This is a genomic window from Blautia massiliensis (ex Durand et al. 2017) (assembly GCF_051861785.1).
GTDB classification, from domain to species: Bacteria; Bacillota; Clostridia; order Lachnospirales; family Lachnospiraceae; genus Blautia_A; species Blautia_A luti_A.
Map to the genome: position 1 here is coordinate 983,660 of NZ_CP146725.1, position 16,298 is coordinate 999,957.

Annotated in this window: 15 protein-coding genes and 1 pseudogene; all 16 read right to left on the reverse strand. The window is 40.3% G+C overall.

The window, feature by feature from the left end:
• Nucleotides 1-24: 24 nt before the first annotated feature.
• The 16 genes and pseudogenes from V9W66_RS04710 to V9W66_RS04785 all read right to left on the reverse strand — a co-directional run bounded on the left by V9W66_RS04710 (nt 25) and on the right by V9W66_RS04785 (nt 16,280).
• Entirely contained in the window at nt 25-1,059 is a 1,035-nt protein-coding gene (locus V9W66_RS04710; RefSeq protein WP_144095471.1) for a glycosyltransferase, read from the reverse strand.
• A complete protein-coding gene (locus tag V9W66_RS04715; protein ID WP_144095473.1) occupies nt 1,040-2,131 on the reverse strand; it encodes a glycosyltransferase family 4 protein in 1,092 nt (363 codons plus the stop codon). Before V9W66_RS04715 ends, V9W66_RS04710 begins: the two co-directional genes overlap by 20 nt.
• Nucleotides 2,121-3,347, reverse strand: coding sequence for an O-antigen ligase family protein (locus V9W66_RS04720; protein ID WP_144095475.1), 1,227 nt, complete (start codon nt 3,345-3,347; stop codon nt 2,121-2,123). The genes V9W66_RS04715 and V9W66_RS04720 overlap by 11 nt, the downstream gene beginning before the upstream one ends.
• A gap of 235 nt (nt 3,348-3,582) precedes the next feature.
• Nucleotides 3,583-3,969, reverse strand: a complete 387-nt coding sequence (locus V9W66_RS04725; RefSeq protein WP_144095582.1) for an acyltransferase — start codon at nt 3,967-3,969, stop codon at nt 3,583-3,585.
• A 10-nt stretch (nt 3,970-3,979) separates the two neighbouring features.
• Nucleotides 3,980-5,107: a glycosyltransferase family 4 protein gene (locus tag V9W66_RS04730; protein WP_144095477.1), complete on the reverse strand. Its 1,128-nt coding sequence runs from the start codon at nt 5,105-5,107 to the stop codon at nt 3,980-3,982.
• Entirely contained in the window at nt 5,104-5,988 is an 885-nt protein-coding gene (locus V9W66_RS04735) for a glycosyltransferase family 2 protein (protein WP_186292805.1), read from the reverse strand. The genes V9W66_RS04730 and V9W66_RS04735 overlap by 4 nt, the downstream gene beginning before the upstream one ends.
• Nucleotides 5,989-6,016: 28 nt before the next feature.
• Entirely contained in the window at nt 6,017-6,664 is a 648-nt protein-coding gene (locus V9W66_RS04740; protein WP_186290115.1) for a D-sedoheptulose-7-phosphate isomerase, read from the reverse strand.
• A gap of 36 nt (nt 6,665-6,700) precedes the next feature.
• Nucleotides 6,701-8,032: a D-glycero-beta-D-manno-heptose 1,7-bisphosphate 7-phosphatase gene (gene gmhB, locus V9W66_RS04745; RefSeq protein WP_144095483.1), complete on the reverse strand. Its 1,332-nt coding sequence runs from the start codon at nt 8,030-8,032 to the stop codon at nt 6,701-6,703.
• Nucleotides 8,033-8,036: 4 nt separating this feature from the next.
• Nucleotides 8,037-9,038, reverse strand: coding sequence for a GHMP family kinase ATP-binding protein (locus V9W66_RS04750; protein ID WP_144095485.1), 1,002 nt, complete (start codon nt 9,036-9,038; stop codon nt 8,037-8,039).
• A gap of 15 nt (nt 9,039-9,053) precedes the next feature.
• A complete protein-coding gene (cps2T, locus tag V9W66_RS04755; RefSeq protein WP_144095487.1) occupies nt 9,054-10,286 on the reverse strand; it encodes a beta 1-4 rhamnosyltransferase Cps2T in 1,233 nt (410 codons plus the stop codon).
• 19 nt (nt 10,287-10,305) lie between these two features.
• A complete protein-coding gene (gene rfbC, locus V9W66_RS04760; protein ID WP_144095489.1) occupies nt 10,306-10,914 on the reverse strand; it encodes a dTDP-4-dehydrorhamnose 3,5-epimerase in 609 nt (202 codons plus the stop codon).
• A 15-nt stretch (nt 10,915-10,929) separates the two neighbouring features.
• Nucleotides 10,930-11,844 carry a dTDP-4-dehydrorhamnose reductase gene (gene rfbD, locus V9W66_RS04765; protein ID WP_144095491.1) on the reverse strand — a complete coding sequence of 305 codons (915 nt, stop codon included), beginning with the start codon at nt 11,842-11,844 and terminating at the stop codon, nt 10,930-10,932.
• A 14-nt stretch (nt 11,845-11,858) separates the two neighbouring features.
• The gene (gene rfbB / locus V9W66_RS04770; RefSeq protein WP_144095493.1) at nt 11,859-12,878 is read right to left on the reverse strand and encodes a dTDP-glucose 4,6-dehydratase; all 1,020 of its coding nucleotides are present in this window, start codon (nt 12,876-12,878) and stop codon (nt 11,859-11,861) included.
• Between the two features lie 28 nt (nt 12,879-12,906).
• Complete coding sequence (gene rfbA, locus V9W66_RS04775; protein WP_144095495.1) at nt 12,907-13,803, reverse strand: glucose-1-phosphate thymidylyltransferase RfbA; 897 nt, start codon at nt 13,801-13,803, stop codon at nt 12,907-12,909.
• Between the two features lie 567 nt (nt 13,804-14,370).
• Nucleotides 14,371-14,652: pseudogene (locus tag V9W66_RS04780) on the reverse strand (3-hydroxyacyl-CoA dehydrogenase NAD-binding domain-containing protein); the annotation flags it as partial.
• A gap of 392 nt (nt 14,653-15,044) precedes the next feature.
• Entirely contained in the window at nt 15,045-16,280 is a 1,236-nt protein-coding gene (locus V9W66_RS04785; RefSeq protein ID WP_186290113.1) for a zinc ribbon domain-containing protein, read from the reverse strand.
• Between the last annotated feature and the right edge of the window lie 18 nt (nt 16,281-16,298).

A 16,298-nucleotide genomic window follows, 5' to 3' on the forward strand; every position in this document is an offset into this window, starting at 1 on the left:
ACTCTTTACACATCATGTTACAATTTATTCATGTATAATGTTAGTATTGCGCATTTCATATTTTTTCCTCTTTCTTTGGACAATACATTTAAATAGTGTTTTACTATATACAAGTAAAAGAATCTGCACTTTTTCTTTAAATGTTAATTTAGGCATGCCAAAAGCCTTGATTCTGTCAAGCACAATCTTTTTAAATTGTTCAATATATTCCTCGCATTTCGGACTCGCCGAGCTCATATATGATTGCGCTATACATTCTTTAAAAATTCTACTTTGAATTGCCATACTCAATACTCTATTTTTCTTTATGAAATCAAGATTCTCCATCTTCTTAAGTGCCTGAATACTGCTAAATATTTTATCACTGTATTGACTATTTGTTACACTATTCGAATTAATGTAATAGGAGTATAACGAATCATTAAAAAAATCGATTCGTTTTGCCTTAATCATCACTTCAACATTAAACAATGTATCTTCATAGCAATGAATTCCTTCCACAAAATTAATATCACCAATGACTTCCTTTTTATAAAGCTTATCCCATACATGTCCCGTAAATCTAGCATTATGCATTTTCGTTAACTCTAAAATTGCCGCTTCTGAGGAAAAAACGGCTTCATATTCAGAGCCAAGGTATTTTGTAGGATTTACTACTTGATAATTGTCATATACAAACGAATAAGCGCAGACCACAATATCAGAATCTAAGGAACAGATTTTTGACACCATAACCTGATACATATTTTCAGAAATAAAATCATCCGCATCTACAAATCCTATATATTTACCTTTTGCAGCTCTCAAACCAATATTTCTCGCATAGGAAACGCCCTTTGATCCACCCGTCAACTTTATACAAACAATATTTGCGTGTTTATTTTTTAAATCTTGTAAAATATCATATGTTAAATCAGTCGAATTATCGTCGACTAATATTATCTCTATATCTCGATAATTCTGATTTAATATACTGTCAACGCAACGTTTTATAGTTCTTTCCCCATTATGTACTGGCACAATTACCGACACCAATCCCTCATTTATGCCAATATTCATTCGATTTTTCACTCTCCCTTAGTAGAATTTCTTCAAATCTATCAAAAGATTTTTTCCACTCAAATCTTTTACTTTCCTCATATCCATTTTCCGAAATTTTCTTTCGTAAAACACAATCAGATATTACTTTTTCAAGATTATTTTCAAGTGTATTTAAGTCATGTGCGTCAGATAACATTGCCGTATCTTCATGACGTCCAATATCTATTAAACAACCAACTCTATTTCCAACAATAGCGCATTTACATGCCATTGCCTCTATTACGGTAAGTCCCCATCCTTCCGACCAGCTTGGAAAAAGATATATATCTGATGTTGCATATAGCTCACGAAGTTCTGACTTCGAAGGAGAACAGTGAAACTCCGCATAACTTGGAATTCCATCAAATTTTCCAGTACCAAACATGATTAAACGAATCGGGTACTTATTTTTTAACCTTTCAAATACTTCAATTCCATCTTTCATTCCCTTCAAGTCAATAGGATGTGCTAAAAGTAAAACTTTGATTGTTTTATTATCATATTTCTTATCAAATCTTGGATAAAATTCATTTAAATCAATACCATTATATACAATATCAACTTTGCTTTGTTTAAACTGATTCACCATTAACTGCTTAAGCCATCCAGCAATAACTATCTGCTTCAATGGCAACTTATAAGATTCATCAACAACATCTTTATGGCCACTCCATGTTTCATAATGTTGAATAAAGTATACTTTTTTTCCTTTTTCTTTACTCAGATTTGCCACATCATACGCAGTCGGCCATGCAGTTGCAATGCTTATGTCCGCATCTCGAACTGTAAAATTGTTAATTCTATACACCAGTTTATATGGAGCTTTCAAGTCAAACCAATCTACCTTCCATTTACCTCGAATAATTCCTTTAGCCATAGATCTCACAAATTTTTCAACATACTTAATGCCAGTCATATCCATCGCATATGGAATAAATGGATAATAGATTTCAACATCATGTCCGCGACGGACTAATTCATTCGCATATGTAAAAGCAATTTTAATTCCTCCTGTTAATTCGACAAACGGCACTATAATATTAATTTTCATCTTCTACTCTTTTCCCTTCTCTAGCCAGAAACAATGTCCATAAGGCAAAACTTGAAATAAACATTGGATATAATAAGTTTGTTTCAAAGAAAGCTGCATATAATACTGTCAAAAGTGCAGCCGCTAAACATTTGTTGTACATGTTTTTTTGCACGATTTTCTTGCAAAAATGAATGACAAACCTTATCATAGGGACAAATAATACTATACATCCAATAACTCCTGTAGAGAGCAAAACATACAAGTAGAAATTGTCGACATATATTGAATCAAAAACAGAGTTTTTTAGTCCAAAATATCCTGAATCCACAAAGCCAAGGCCTGTTATCCAACTATTAAACTTTGTCAACAAAGGAATGTTATGTGTAAAATTAAAAAGTCTATTAGACTTTAATAACAGCGCAGATATATCCGCTGTCCACATAAAGCCAATGACTATTATTATCAATACTACCGCTTGTATAAATCTCCATATTTTTCCATTTTTCTCCCAACTAACTATAAACAAGTACATCCCGACAAACACAAGGGTAGATGTTATTGCATTTCTAGATCCAGTAGATAGCATCATTAGAATCGCTATACATGAAACAAGAATAATAAATATTTTTGCTGTTTTTCTCATTTTTCTTCTCTTATCATAATAGCTAGCAAGAAGTAGTCCCACAGACATAAGAAAAAACCAGCACAAGTTACCCGTTGCATTAAAATGATATAATCCGTAGCTAATTCTATATCTACTGTCTGCATCACTTGAAAACATATTTGATAAGTATTTTAATACTTCTAATCCATTAAAATCAATTATATATCGCCATAATAAAAACAGACCAATGATTATTATATTTGTGGAAATAAATTTATCTTTTGCACTATAGGTTTTGACAATTCTTGCACTTAGGAATACATTCGCATAAAAGACAATGCTTTCTCTCATATGACTATAAACTGCAATCTTATCTAATGCGCCTAGCCATCCATAAATTATGCCCCATAGAATCCAAACTGTAAAACCAATAATGATCCCTTTTTCATATTTACCAAATACACTTTTCTTAATATAAACATTTATAACAAGAAGACTTAAAAGGAACAAAATTGAAATGGGCGTATAAAAACTATGCTCCCAACCATTCACATAACTAGTTAGGCGACTTATTAGGAAAAAACAATATATAAACTCAAAAAAATTTATTTTATTCACCCTTATCTTCAATTACCTTATCTCCTCTCCAAGTAATATATGTGCAACAGATTTAACACACTATTCTTAAAATTATATTTCTGGACAATTCCAATTAATTCAAAACACAAATTCCTTAAGTCTTCAAAATTTCTTTTTTTCTTGTCCAGTAATTTTTGATTACTTCTTTCTCTTTTTTGCAAACTCAAGATAATTCCCAATTATTTTAGCCGGGACACCTGCCACGATTACGCCGTCGGGTATATCCTTAGTTACTACTGTCCCCCCCCACAATAACACGATTGCCAATACTTACCCCCGGCATGATCAGACTATTGGCACCAATCATGACATTATTTCCAATTGCAATACCCTTTTTATAGTAAGGATATTCTCCTGTTCCAATATCTCTTTCTAATTCCTTGTCATGTCCCAAAAGAGCATAAGACATATCATGCGTAATTAATTCAACACCTTTAGAAATAACAACATTGTCACCCATTGAAATTAATTTACTTTCTGACGGTATCGTAAACGGATGATAATAGCAGTTTTCACCGATATGTCCAAACAATCTGTTTTTGCGAATATATTCTGCTCTTGCAAATCCTTCTCTTTTCAGAAATAGTATCATCATAGACCATATACGACTCATATAAATATCCTCAATTCTTCTTGTATAACTCAGTTACCTTCTTTGCAATATCATCCCAAGAATATTTGGCTGCAATTTTCTGACGTCCAGCTTCTCCCATCTTTTCAAAACGCTCTTTCTCAGCCACTGCTCGTCCAATTGCCTTTTCAAGGCTCTTCACATCGTTTGGCTGACACAGATAACCTGTAACACCATCCTCTACAATCTCCATAAATGGTGCAATTGCAGTTGCAACTGCTGGCTTTCCATACGCATACACAAGTTGAATCACTCCACTTTGATATACATCAAGATACGGCATCATCGCAACATCACAGGCTGAATAATAAAATCCAACTTCATCGTCTGGAATAAATCGAATATCCGTTTTTAACTGGGAATCATTCAACCCATTTCTTTTTATAATTTCTTGATACGGTTTAAAATCATCCTTCCAAACACTGCCTGCAATAACCAAATATAAATCATTTCTATGCTGAGCTAACTGACCGAAAGCTTCTAGCAACACACCTACTCCCTTAACTTTTTTTATTTGACCAAAGAAGAGAAGAACCGTTTTATCAAGTGGAATATTCAAATGTCTTCGGGATTCTTCCATTCCATGTTTGTCCGCAAAGTCCAAAAAATGTCCGTGGGGAATAAAATTAACTTTATCACTATCTTCTGGAAACAGTTCATCAAACCGTTCGATATTTGTTTCTGCCTGAACAATAATTTGATTACATAAGCCGTATATTTTTTTATGGAATGTTAAATCATACTTTTTCTCATTAAAAGGAAGAATATCATGAACGCTAACAACTATCTTAATTCCATTATTTTTCAATTTTCTCAAAAAATAATAATCCACTGGTGAAAACTGAAACCATTGTACATGAACAACGTCAAAATGTTCAGATATTGCTTTTTTCACTATAAACTGATATGTTTCAACATAGTTAAGTAGCTTCTTTACTTTTCCAATATCTTTTCTAGAAGTCAAAAATTTATTAATACATTTGCACTGGCAATAATCATTATCTTTTTTATCATCGATGATGAGTTCCACTTCATTTCCGCATGCTTTCAAAGCATTTGCTAAACTATATGTATACTTATAATCGACCACAGCGATTTGACTTAATAACAAAACTTTCATTTTATTTCTCCTTGTGCTTTTCCTGTCTCACTCCGACTAAATGCTTTCACTCCGTCCCTAAAGTATTTAAAACTTTGCTCATTTTTTAAACAGCGAAATAAAAACTGCGTTGTACAATACAGATAGGCTGTCACTTTGTTTATGCCTTTAAAATGCATTTTGATCAAAGAATACTTATTGCGAACAGAATAGTATTGACTCATCGGTGATCCAGTTCCCGTACTAGAGCTCACCTTGTGATATATAACTGAATTTGGAACATATAAAATATCAAAACCCGATTCAATTATTCGATAGCAATAGTCAGCATCCTCTTCATAAAGGAAAAAGTCTTCATTTAGCATGCCAACCCTTCTAAGCACTTTTTGAGAAATACACAAACAACAACCACTCGCAAATGTCACCTTTTGAACCGATTCTTCTTTATTAATGTCTTTCTGATTAAAACAATAATGTTCACTTCGAGCAGTTCTTTTATCGAAACTACCGCCTGCATACCAAATTGTATCCGGTTGAGAATAATACAATATTTTAGATATAGCCGCACCGCATCTTGGATTACTTTCCATTGCATAAAGTAATTTACTTAAAAAATCAGGTTTAACCACAGTATCATTGTTAAGTAATAAGAAATAATCTGCATTCTTAGCATACTCAATTCCAATATTGTTCCCTGCTGAAAAACCGTTATTGTACTCTGATTCTAGTAAGTTAAACTTTGCAATTTTTTGAAATTTCTTTAGTCTGTTTACTGAATCATCAGTACTTTTATTATCTACTACAATGATCTCGTATGCAACATCCTCAATTGCGGAGAGACTTTTTATACATTCAATCGTGTCCTCTGCACCATTATAATTCACCAATATGATTGCTACCATTTTTTCTCTCACTCTACACAAGTTATATTTAATCTCCAAAAAATTCATCTTCAAGCATCAGGCATAGGCAGTGGTACACCGGCAGATGCAGCTCTTGAATCATATAAGTTTCAGTCTGCGGAACTTTAATGCACACATCACTCATCTGCTCCAGTTTGCTGCTTTTTGCTCCCGTAAGGCCAATGACTTTCATGCCCTTTGCATGAGCTGTCGTTGCTGCATATAGCACATTCTTACTATTACCACTCGTAGAAATGCCCAAAAACACATCTCCCTCTTTTCCATAGCCGTTTACCTGCTGTGCAAAACACAGAAGCGGCTCACAATCATTCATGTACGCAGTAGACAATGCCGGATGTCCATCCAACGCAATAGCAGGAAGTGCACCTTGCAGGTTTTCTGCCAGAACAGTTCCAAGCTCCTTATTTTCTTTAACAAGTTTACCTGCGAAATCCGCATCTGGTTTTCTGGGGAGTTTGAATCCTTTCATCAATTCTCCAACAATATGTTCTGCATCCGCAGCAGATCCACCATTTCCAGCAACCAGCAATTTACCGCCGTTCTTATATGATTCTGCAAGCAAAAAATATGCTTCTACAATTTCTTCCTTAACGGATTCTAGCGCAGGATATCTCTCACAGAGAATCACAATATGCTTCGCAATGTTTTCTTTCAGCCCTTTCACTTTCTTTTTCCTCTCAAACTTCAATCTTCACATCATGCGGCTAACAAATTCCTCTAACGACTTCACAGTTTCCGTCTGTCCATAATTTTCATCATTATCGCTCAAAAGCACAGTCTTGCATCCAGCATTACTACCAGCTTTAACATCATTTTCACCATCGCCAATCATCCATGACTGTGACAAATCAATGTTAAAATCTTCTGCCGCTTTGAATAACATTCCTGGCTTTGGTTTACGACAATCACATTCAATCTTCAATTCCGGACGTTCTCCCTCATACCCCTTATGAGGATGATGCGGGCAGTAATAAATTGCATCAAGGTATGCACCTTCTTTTCCAAGAAGTGTTTCCATCTTGTTGTGAATTTCTTCCAACTCTTCAAAGGAAACTTCGCCGCGAGCAATAACCGGCTGATTTGTCACGACAACAGCAAGATAACCGGATTCATTGATTTTACGGATTGCTGCTGCCACACCATCGATCAACTCGAACTCATCTATGTTTCTAAGGAACCCAACATACTTATTGATTGTTCCATCTCTATCAAGGAAGATCGCTTTCTGCTTATGCTTTAGATTCTTTGCCGAAATTCTTCCTTCTTTGCAGTCTTTACATACGGAATAATACCGATCTGGAGTGCCCATGTCTTTAACATACTCAGGACTGTCATAGCAGAACATCTTTCCCGTTCCTGCAAGCGTTTTTAACAACTGACGATCCAAATCGACTTTTACAGGCTTACCATCCTCGCCAATCTTCCCTACCGAATCGGCATCAATACCGGCCAGCTCTAATACTTCAGGATTGATAACATGTAATCCTGCATTCACACGATTTCTGTAGTACTGTGGCCGTGCATCTTCCTTGGCCAACCACTTTTCGACTGCGCCACTTTTATCCGCGATAATTAGTCCACTATCATATGGATGACTGTTCGGATGTGTAAAGAGCGTAACTGATCCACCGTGTTTCTGATGAAAAGCAACAAAACGGTTGAAATCCACATCAAACATTGCATCAGCATTCAAAAGGAGGAAATCCGATGTCAGCTTATCCTTAATTTTAAATAGAGCACCTGCATTGCCGAGTGGTTCTTTTTCAAAATAGTACTCAATATGTACGCCAAACGGCTTACCTGTTGCCGGAGAGTTTCCAGAACCATCACCAAAGTAATCCATAATGATATTTCCAAGGTGACTTACTGTCATGATAATGTCATTAAATCCTTGGTTTTTCAGACATTCAATTTCTCGTTCCAGCACTGAAATGCCTTCAATTTTTATCATCGGCTTTGGAATGTCACTCGCTACAGAAGAAATACGAGTTCCCTTCCCGCCTGCCATAATCACAACCTTCATGTCTTTAATCCTTCGGTATATAATCTTCTGGTGTATAATGAATCACACGAGTTCCACCATCCTCAAATTTGAACGGAATGTAGAGCAAGTCACGCATCGCCCAGCGAACAGCATCCTGTCGTTCCGGTTGTACATAAAATACAAGGAATCCACCACCGCCGGCACCAAGGAGTTTTCCACCCAAAGCGCCTGCGGCAATACCCTTTGCGTAAAGTTCATCAATGCTATTTGTGGACACCGCAGATCCTGTCTGGCGTTTCAGCTTCCATGTGTGGTCCAGCATTCTACCAAAATCGTCCAGATCATGTTCTTTATCCGTCAAGACTTTTTCTGCATCGTCCACAAGCGACAGCATTTCTTTTAACTGTGCCGTTTTATCGACTTTACCCGCAGCATTTGCTTTCTGCACATCGGAAGAAAAGCGAGTAAAGCCGGTAAAGAACATCATCAAATTCTGGTTAAGTTGTTTCTTTCTCTCTGGAGAGATAATCACAGGAAGAACTTCATAACCGTCCGCATTGAAGTTGATACGGTTAAGGCCTCCAAACGATGCTGCAATCTGATCCTGCCAGCCGCCCGCCTCCTGGCACAGATTCCGTTCCAGATAAATAGCTTCATCTGCCAATTTTTTCTTGTCGGCATATTTGCCTTTCAGAGCATAAAAGGCATTCAGCATTCCAACTGCAAAGGAACTTGATGTACCTAAGCCGGAACGTGCCGGAAGGTCTGCTTCATATGTAAGCCGAATTTCATACATATCCAGCATCTTCATCGCATTACGAATTGCTGGATGCTGAATATCGTCTATATTTGCCACACGTTCTGTCTTTGAGTAAGACAGCTCCGTAGAATAATCAAAGAAACGTGGCAGATGACGCACATTCACATAGCAATACTTGTCAAATGTGGTTGACAGAACTGCTCCACCGTGTTCCCTAAAAAAATTCTCCATATCTGTTCCACCGCCAAAAAAAGACATACGGAACGGCGTCTGTGTAATAATCATTTATTCGTACCTCGCTTACTTTGTGAATACTTCTTCATACTGCCCGCAGATCTTATCCCACGTATACTCTTCCGCCACACGCTTCTTAGCTCTCCGGCCCATCTCTGTAATTTCATCTGTACTCATCTGATCAGCCTTATCAATGAGCTTTGCAAGGCTCCCCGGCTTGCGACTCCAATAAAGCGCACAATCTTCTGCGACTTCTTTATTAAAGCCAACATCAACCAGAAGGTTCATATCTGTACTACCAAGAGCTTCAATCAGCGACGGATTCGTACCGCCAACCGTATGGCCGTGGAAATAAGCATATGCATTCTCACGAATCTTCTTCAGCAGTTCCTGATCGTAAACAGTGCCGACAAATTTGATTCTCTTATCGCTCTTGAAATGAAGTTTCTCTTCCAATTCATTCAAAAACTTGTCATTTACATTTGTGATAATGGCGAAGTTCTTTTTGCTCTTACTTTTCATGAACTCTCGAATCATAACTTCAAAAGAGTTCTCCGGTACAAAACGACCGACGACAAGGTAGTAGTCCTTTTTCGTCAGTCCTTTTTCTTTATACCAGTTCACCAGCTTCTCATCGTCATCAGCTAACTTACTAAGGGTCAAATCTGCGCCATACGCAATAAATGTGGTCTTCGGATTTCTGCCCTTGATGCCTTTGCCGTCATAGCACTCGTGGATATACTTCTCGATATTCACTGAGTCACAGATAGCAAGGTCACAGTATTTAACCATCATCTGCTCAGAAATCTTCCAGTATTTCTGAATCGGCGCAGACCATTTTGCTCTCATCCATTCGTGTCCGTCCGGATTCAGGTACACAGTACCACCCAGCTTATGGATTTCTTTATAGAAATGACCAGCAAAAGGTCCGATACGGCAAGCCATAATATAAACGATTGGATGCTTAATCCGATGTTCCTTTATGTACTTGCAGCAAGCTTTCAATGCTGCAACATCATAATAAATTGCCTGTGCAGGTCCAATCTGAGGAATATCTATCTTGAAACAATGTGCATTGTGGAATTCAAACTCATGATCATTGATTCTGGTCGCACCATCCACTTTTGTTTCATCCATGTAGCCGTCACCGTTAGCCTTACACGCCACATGATATTTAATATTTTTCTTGTTCTGGTGGTACTCTGTGAGCTTATAAACAAAAGTCTCGTATCCGCCATAAGCACCTAAGCTCTTAGCTCCTACCAGAAATACATGTTGTACTTCGTTTTCCCGCTGCATTCTTCCTACCCCTGCGTTCTTAAAATTTAAAAGTATCCTTCAATCCCAGCCACTTCTGATCCTTATCGCTCAGGTTCAGTGCAGTGCCATCTTCCAGCGTGTAGCCTTCTGCACTTGCGCTTCCCTTGTACTCACCATTCAGTTCCGGCCACTCGATGCCGATCTCCGGGTCGTTCCAAGCCATGCCGCCTTCGTCATTCGGATGCCAGAAGTCATTGACCTTGTAGCAGAACTCTGCCTCATCGCTCAGAACCAAGAAGCCGTGCGCAAAGCCCTCCGGGATAAGAAACTGTTTCTTGTTCTCAGCCGAAAGGGTCACACCATACCACTTGCCGTAGGTTTCAGAATTGCTTCTGAGGTCAACTGCAACATCAAACACAGTACCACGCACGGCGCGCACCAGCTTGCACTGCGGATACTGCTTCTGGAAATGCAGGCCACGCAGCACGCCCTTTGTGGACATAGACTGGTTGTCCTGCACAAAGTGGATGTTAATGCCAGCTTCCTTCATATCTTTTTCGTTATAGGCTTCCATGAAATAACCACGGGCATCACCATAAACAGCAGGTTCAATCACGCAAAGGCCTTCGATGCCACCTACATTTTTCTCAACTTTAATCTGTCCCATTTCTTCTATCTCCTCTTACTGATCAATCTCTTTCAGATAACGGCTCAGTGCATTCTGCCAAGTCGGAAGCGGAGTAAATCCAGCTTCCACCAGCTTACCCTTATCCAGACGGCTGTTAAACGGACGTGCTGCTTTACTCAGACCATACTCTTCCGTACTTACCGGAAGAACCTCTGTCTTATAACCAGCCTGACGGTAGATTTCTTTCGTGAAGTCATACCAGCTGATATAACCGCCCTCGTTGGTCGCATGGTAATAGCCGTATTTCCCGGTTTCATTCATATCAACGAGCAGTCGAGCCAAATCATATGTATAGGTCGGTGTGCCGATCTGGTCATTCACCACCCGAACAGTATCGTGTGTCTTTCCGACATTCAGCATGGTCTTGATAAAGTTCTTACCATTCAAACCAAATACCCATGCAATGCGGACAATGAAATACTTTTCCAGTGTCTGGCTGACTGCCAGTTCACCTTCCAGTTTCGTCTGGCCGTACACATTCAAAGGCTTGTAATCCTTGCAGTCCGGCTGCCAAGGCTCAGTGCCCTGACCATCGAACACATAATCCGTGCTGATATAGGTCATTTTGCAGTTCAGCTTCTTGCAGACATCTGCAATGTTCTGAGTACCGCCTGCATTGATGGCACGGACTTTCGCTACTTTATCATCATCCTCAGCCATATCAACATCAGTCCATGCGGCACAGTGAATCACGGCATCCGGATTAACTTCTGTAATTACTTTCTCAACAACGTTCTTATCGGTAATATCTAGAGCCACATACGGTGCTTTTGTTACCGCAGAATCATCTGACACGCCGCTGTAGTTCTCCTGAATATCAGAACCGACACCCTTATGACCACGCTTCAATAGCTCGTTCATCACATCATGTCCCAGCTGACCGCCAGCACCTGTTACAAAAAACTTCATGTTATTTCCTCCTGTTAGCGATTGCTGTACATTTTCTCGTAGTAGTTCTGATACTCGCCGCTGATGATGGTCTCCCACCACTCACGGTTATCGAGATACCACTGGATGGTCTTTTTGATGCCGTCCTCAAACTTGGTCTTCGGCAGCCAGCCCAGCTCGTTGTGAATCTTGGTCGGGTCGATAGCATAACGCATATCATGACCCTTACAGTCGCCAACATGAGTGATCAAGCTTTCCGGCTTGCCCAGTTCCTTGCAGATGATCTTCACGATCTCGATGTTCTGCTTCTCGTTGTGACCGCCGACATTGTAAACCTCACCAATGCGCCCCTTGTGGATAATCAGGTCGATGGCCTTACAGTGGTCTTCGACATACAACCAGTCACGGACGTTCAGTCCCTCGCCGTAAACAGGCAGTGGCTTGTCTGCCAGAGCATTGGCGATCATCAACGGAATCAGCTTCTCCGGGAAGTGATACGGGCCATAGTTGTTGGAGCAGCGAGAAATGGTTACAGGCAGACCGTAGGTACGGTGGTAAGCCAGAACCAGCAGGTCAGCGGCAGCCTTAGAGCTGCTGTACGGAGAGCTGGTGTGAATAGGAGTCTCCTCAGTAAAGAACAGGTCAGGACGATCCAGCGGAAGGTCACCATAAACCTCATCGGTAGAAACTTGATGATAACGCTGGATGTCGTACTTGCGGCATGCGTCCATCAGCACACTGGTACCGATGATGTTGGTCTGGAGGAAGATTCCCGGATCTTCGATGGAACGGTCAACATGAGATTCTGCCGCAAAATTCACCACAATGTCTGGATGCTCTTCTTCAAACAGTTTGTCCACAGCTTCGCGGTCACAGATATCTGCTTTCACGAAACGGAAATTCGGGTTGTCCATAACAGGTGCCAATGTGGACAGATTGCCTGCATAGGTCAGCTTGTCCAGACAGATGATCCGGTAATCCGAATACTTCTTCAGCATATGGAATACAAAGTTACTACCAATAAAACCAGCACCGCCGGTAACAATAATATTCATGATCTATTCTCCTCTACACTTTCCCTTTTTAATACAGATGCTCTTGATACTTGCCGTCCATGACATCCTTCATATACTGGCCGTACTGATTTTTCTTCATAACCTCATAGACTTTCATCAGTTCATCCTTGCTGATCCAGCCGTTCAAGTATGCAATTTCTTCCAAGCAGGCAATTTTACGATGCTGATGCTGCTCCACAGTCTTCACGAAGTTGGTAGCATCCACAAGGCTCTCGTGTGTACCTGTATCCAGCCAAGTAAAACCCTGACCCAGTAACTCCACATTCAGAAAACCATCTTCCAGATAGATGCGGTTCAGATCAGTAATTTCAAGCTCACCACGTGCAGAAGACTTCAGGTTCTTAGCAAACTTGACCACACGGTTATCATAGAAGTACAGGCCAGTTACGCAGTATTTGCTCTTCGGATGCTCCGGCTTTTCTTCAATAGAAATAGTCTTACCTGTCTTATCGAACTCAACGATGCCGAAACGCTCTGGATCGTCTACGTAGTAGCCAAACACTGTTGCACCCCTGCCGCTCTCAGCGTTTTCTACTGCAGCAGTCAATCTTTTCTTTAATCCGTGGCCCGCAAAGATATTGTCACCCAGCACCATAGCCACAGAATCATTACCAATAAAGTCGGCACCAATGATAAAGGCCTGTGCCAGTCCATCCGGAGAAGGCTGAACAGCATAGGTCAGGTTCACACCAAACTGGTGTCCATCACCCAGCAGGTTCTCAAAACGAGGAGTGTCCTGCGGTGTGGAAATAATCAAAATGTCACGAATGCCAGCGTTCATCAGAACAGACATCGGATAATAAATCATCGGTTTATCAAAAATAGGTAAGAGCTGTTTGCTCGTAACTTTCGTTAATGGATACAGACGAGTACCCGATCCACCTGCTAAAATAATGCCTTTCATAACATCTATTCCTACGTCTTTTAATCTCTAAAAAAATCTATCTACACATCCATATGGATGGTCTTTCTTTTTCCTCTTGCTGTCGTATTCAATTACCCCAGCAATCAAATCTTTTCTCGATATTTCGTCTATTTTCCTACATATCTTTATCCAGACAGGTTCACTCAACAAAATCAGTTGCATCTTTCACTACTTTTCACTGGCGTATATTTATTCGCCACACTCTTTTCTCTCTACATCAAAGTGTTAATCTGTTGAGTAGACCCGTTTTTCCGCACCCATTTCCCAAATTTTCCTATCCTACCGTTTTTGTAATAATCATACAAGCAAACCCATCATTCTTATTGCAACCTGCACAATGATTTATTCATTTTTTATGATGTCTACACGACAGAATATTAGTAATTTCCGTCCGTTACTCAACGCCACGCAGATAAATGCAGTTATCAATATTAACGTCCTACTACACAAAACATGATTTTCACAGTAAAATGCGGCGTATATTTATGCAAAAGCACTTATATTTGTATGTATATTCAACTCCACCATAGACCATCAGACCTCAACTGATTTTGTTGAGTAGACATTTGTAGGAGCAGCAATTACTACAAAGTCAGCATCGGCGTATGCGGTCTTAGCATCCAGAGTTGCAGTCAAGTTCAGTTCCTTCTCTGCAAGGTACTTTTCAACATAATCGTCCTGAATCGGAGACTTCCGGTTGTGGATCATCATTTCGACCTTCTCCGGAATGATATCCACAGCGGTCACATGATGATGCTGGGAAAGCAATGTGGCAATCGACAAGCCCACATAACCAGTGCCCGCAACGGCGATTTTGTAATTCTTCATGTTATTTACTCCTCCGTCCCTCATCGGGCATATCCTCTAATTTTTGCACCTATGTACACATCCTGTATTTCAGGATGGTATTTCATTTTCATAATCTCCTGTGTCATATCTCACAGTTCTATTAAAAATAACTTTGAATACACTCCCCAGCTTAAAGCCGGCACATTCTTCGCCGTGCCCACACCTTCTTCAGGTACACACACGACAGGCGGTATTCAACCCGGCGGTGTTTATCACTGATATACACCGTGTTTTGCTTTCGCTTTCTTTTTGTCAGCACGGCAAAGCCGATGCACTGACCTTATGACATCTGTTTTCTGACATGCCATAAGGTCAATCCACCTGCTCGCTTTTCATACTGATATTCTGCTCTGTTTCTTTTGTTCTTCCCTTCATGCCCCACGTCCAAACTGTGTCAGGCACTTTTTCCCGAGATTTCTCACAGCATTCAGATATCGGTTCGTCTGATGTCCATTAGCGCAGCAGCATAGTTCTGTTCTGGTGTCAGTCCGAATGATTTCTGCGCCGCATCTGGCACAGTTTGCGCTGATGCCGGTGGCGTGGACTTCGATAACGATGATTCCGTTTTTCCATGCTTTGTAGTCCAGATACTGGCGGATCCTGGTGCTTAAGTGGAGCGGGCCCCAGTTTCCTGAGCCTTTCATGACGTTTCTGGAATATTCCTGGTTATAACGTGGAAGTACGATCACAGAAACGTCCTGCTCTACGGCAAAACGTAAGATTTGGCTTGTGACCTGGTGTCCATAGTGTTCAGAAAGATGTTTCAGATGCATCCAGTATTTCTGATCAACTCTGCCTGTCTGTCTGCCTCCAGTTGCTTCCTGGGACTTCTGGATCTTTTCCAGAAGCTTTCTGCAATGGTGGCTGTATTCCTTTCCGCCTTTCCAGAACTTCACAGCGATCTCCTGACCGGTTCCGTCCAGAACAACGCCTGCTGCAAAGGCATCACTGTTTGTAAACTGAATACAGAGTATCCTGCATCCTGCCTGCATCCTCTGACGTACGGTTGCTGTATTTTCATTGTTCTGACGTACTGGAACATGCAGCATGTCATATTTGTATTCAAAAACTACGGATGGTGACATGAGTCTGGCGTTTTCCGGAAAGTCTCTGCCTGACAGCCGGCAATGCATCCAGGTCCATGTGGCTCCTGTCCAGACACGCAGTGTGATCTCTTTAGCAGAAAACTCCTGATACATTCCTTTGTAATAGGTAACTGCTGCATTTAGTTTCTCTGCTCTGCCGATCTTCTCATCCTGGGCAAAACGGCTGAGGTAGCTTTTGGCTGAAGCAATTCCCTCATTGGCTGCTGCTCTTCGAAAATACAGTGGAACCTTTTGCCAGGGGAGGGGATTTGATGGTATGCGTCCGCCTCGTCCCGGAATGCTCATGATCTCCAGCTCGCGTAAAGTCTGCTGGCTTCTCATTTCCCAGAGATCCGTATGATCCAGAAGCAGGTTGTAATAAAATTCAGCGATCCGGTTATAAAATTCCTGTGTGGTCCGCAGCCATTCCGGATGTCTGCACCAGAGATGCAGTCGCCAGGTTGTGATGCTGTAGCCGCTTTTTCCGGTCTTTTCTTTTTTGCCGGTTTCCGGTTCTTTCATTTTGGTTCTCCGTTTTTT

What these genes read in the sequence shown, in the direction of transcription:
- V9W66_RS04730 (WP_144095477.1), bottom strand. Translation starts at nt 5,107, where the DNA reads ATGAAAGTTTTGTTATTAAGTCAAATCGCTGTGGTCGATTATAAGTAT.
- V9W66_RS04750 (WP_144095485.1), bottom strand. Translation starts at nt 9,038, where the DNA reads ATGATTATTACACAGACGCCGTTCCGTATGTCTTTTTTTGGCGGTGGA.
- gmhB (WP_144095483.1), bottom strand. Translation starts at nt 8,032, where the DNA reads ATGAAGGTTGTGATTATGGCAGGCGGGAAGGGAACTCGTATTTCTTCT.
- rfbB (WP_144095493.1), bottom strand. Translation starts at nt 12,878, where the DNA reads ATGAATATTATTGTTACCGGCGGTGCTGGTTTTATTGGTAGTAACTTT.
- rfbA (WP_144095495.1), bottom strand. Translation starts at nt 13,803, where the DNA reads ATGAAAGGCATTATTTTAGCAGGTGGATCGGGTACTCGTCTGTATCCA.
- V9W66_RS04710 (WP_144095471.1), bottom strand. Translation starts at nt 1,059, where the DNA reads ATGAATATTGGCATAAATGAGGGATTGGTGTCGGTAATTGTGCCAGTA.
- V9W66_RS04725 (WP_144095582.1), bottom strand. Translation starts at nt 3,969, where the DNA reads ATGAGTCGTATATGGTCTATGATGATACTATTTCTGAAAAGAGAAGGA.
- V9W66_RS04715 (WP_144095473.1), bottom strand. Translation starts at nt 2,131, where the DNA reads ATGAAAATTAATATTATAGTGCCGTTTGTCGAATTAACAGGAGGAATT.
- V9W66_RS04785 (WP_186290113.1), bottom strand. Translation starts at nt 16,280, where the DNA reads ATGAAAGAACCGGAAACCGGCAAAAAAGAAAAGACCGGAAAAAGCGGC.
- rfbD (WP_144095491.1), bottom strand. Translation starts at nt 11,844, where the DNA reads ATGAAGTTTTTTGTAACAGGTGCTGGCGGTCAGCTGGGACATGATGTG.
- V9W66_RS04735 (WP_186292805.1), bottom strand. Translation starts at nt 5,988, where the DNA reads ATGGTAGCAATCATATTGGTGAATTATAATGGTGCAGAGGACACGATT.
- rfbC (WP_144095489.1), bottom strand. Translation starts at nt 10,914, where the DNA reads ATGGGACAGATTAAAGTTGAGAAAAATGTAGGTGGCATCGAAGGCCTT.
- cps2T (WP_144095487.1), bottom strand. Translation starts at nt 10,286, where the DNA reads ATGCAGCGGGAAAACGAAGTACAACATGTATTTCTGGTAGGAGCTAAG.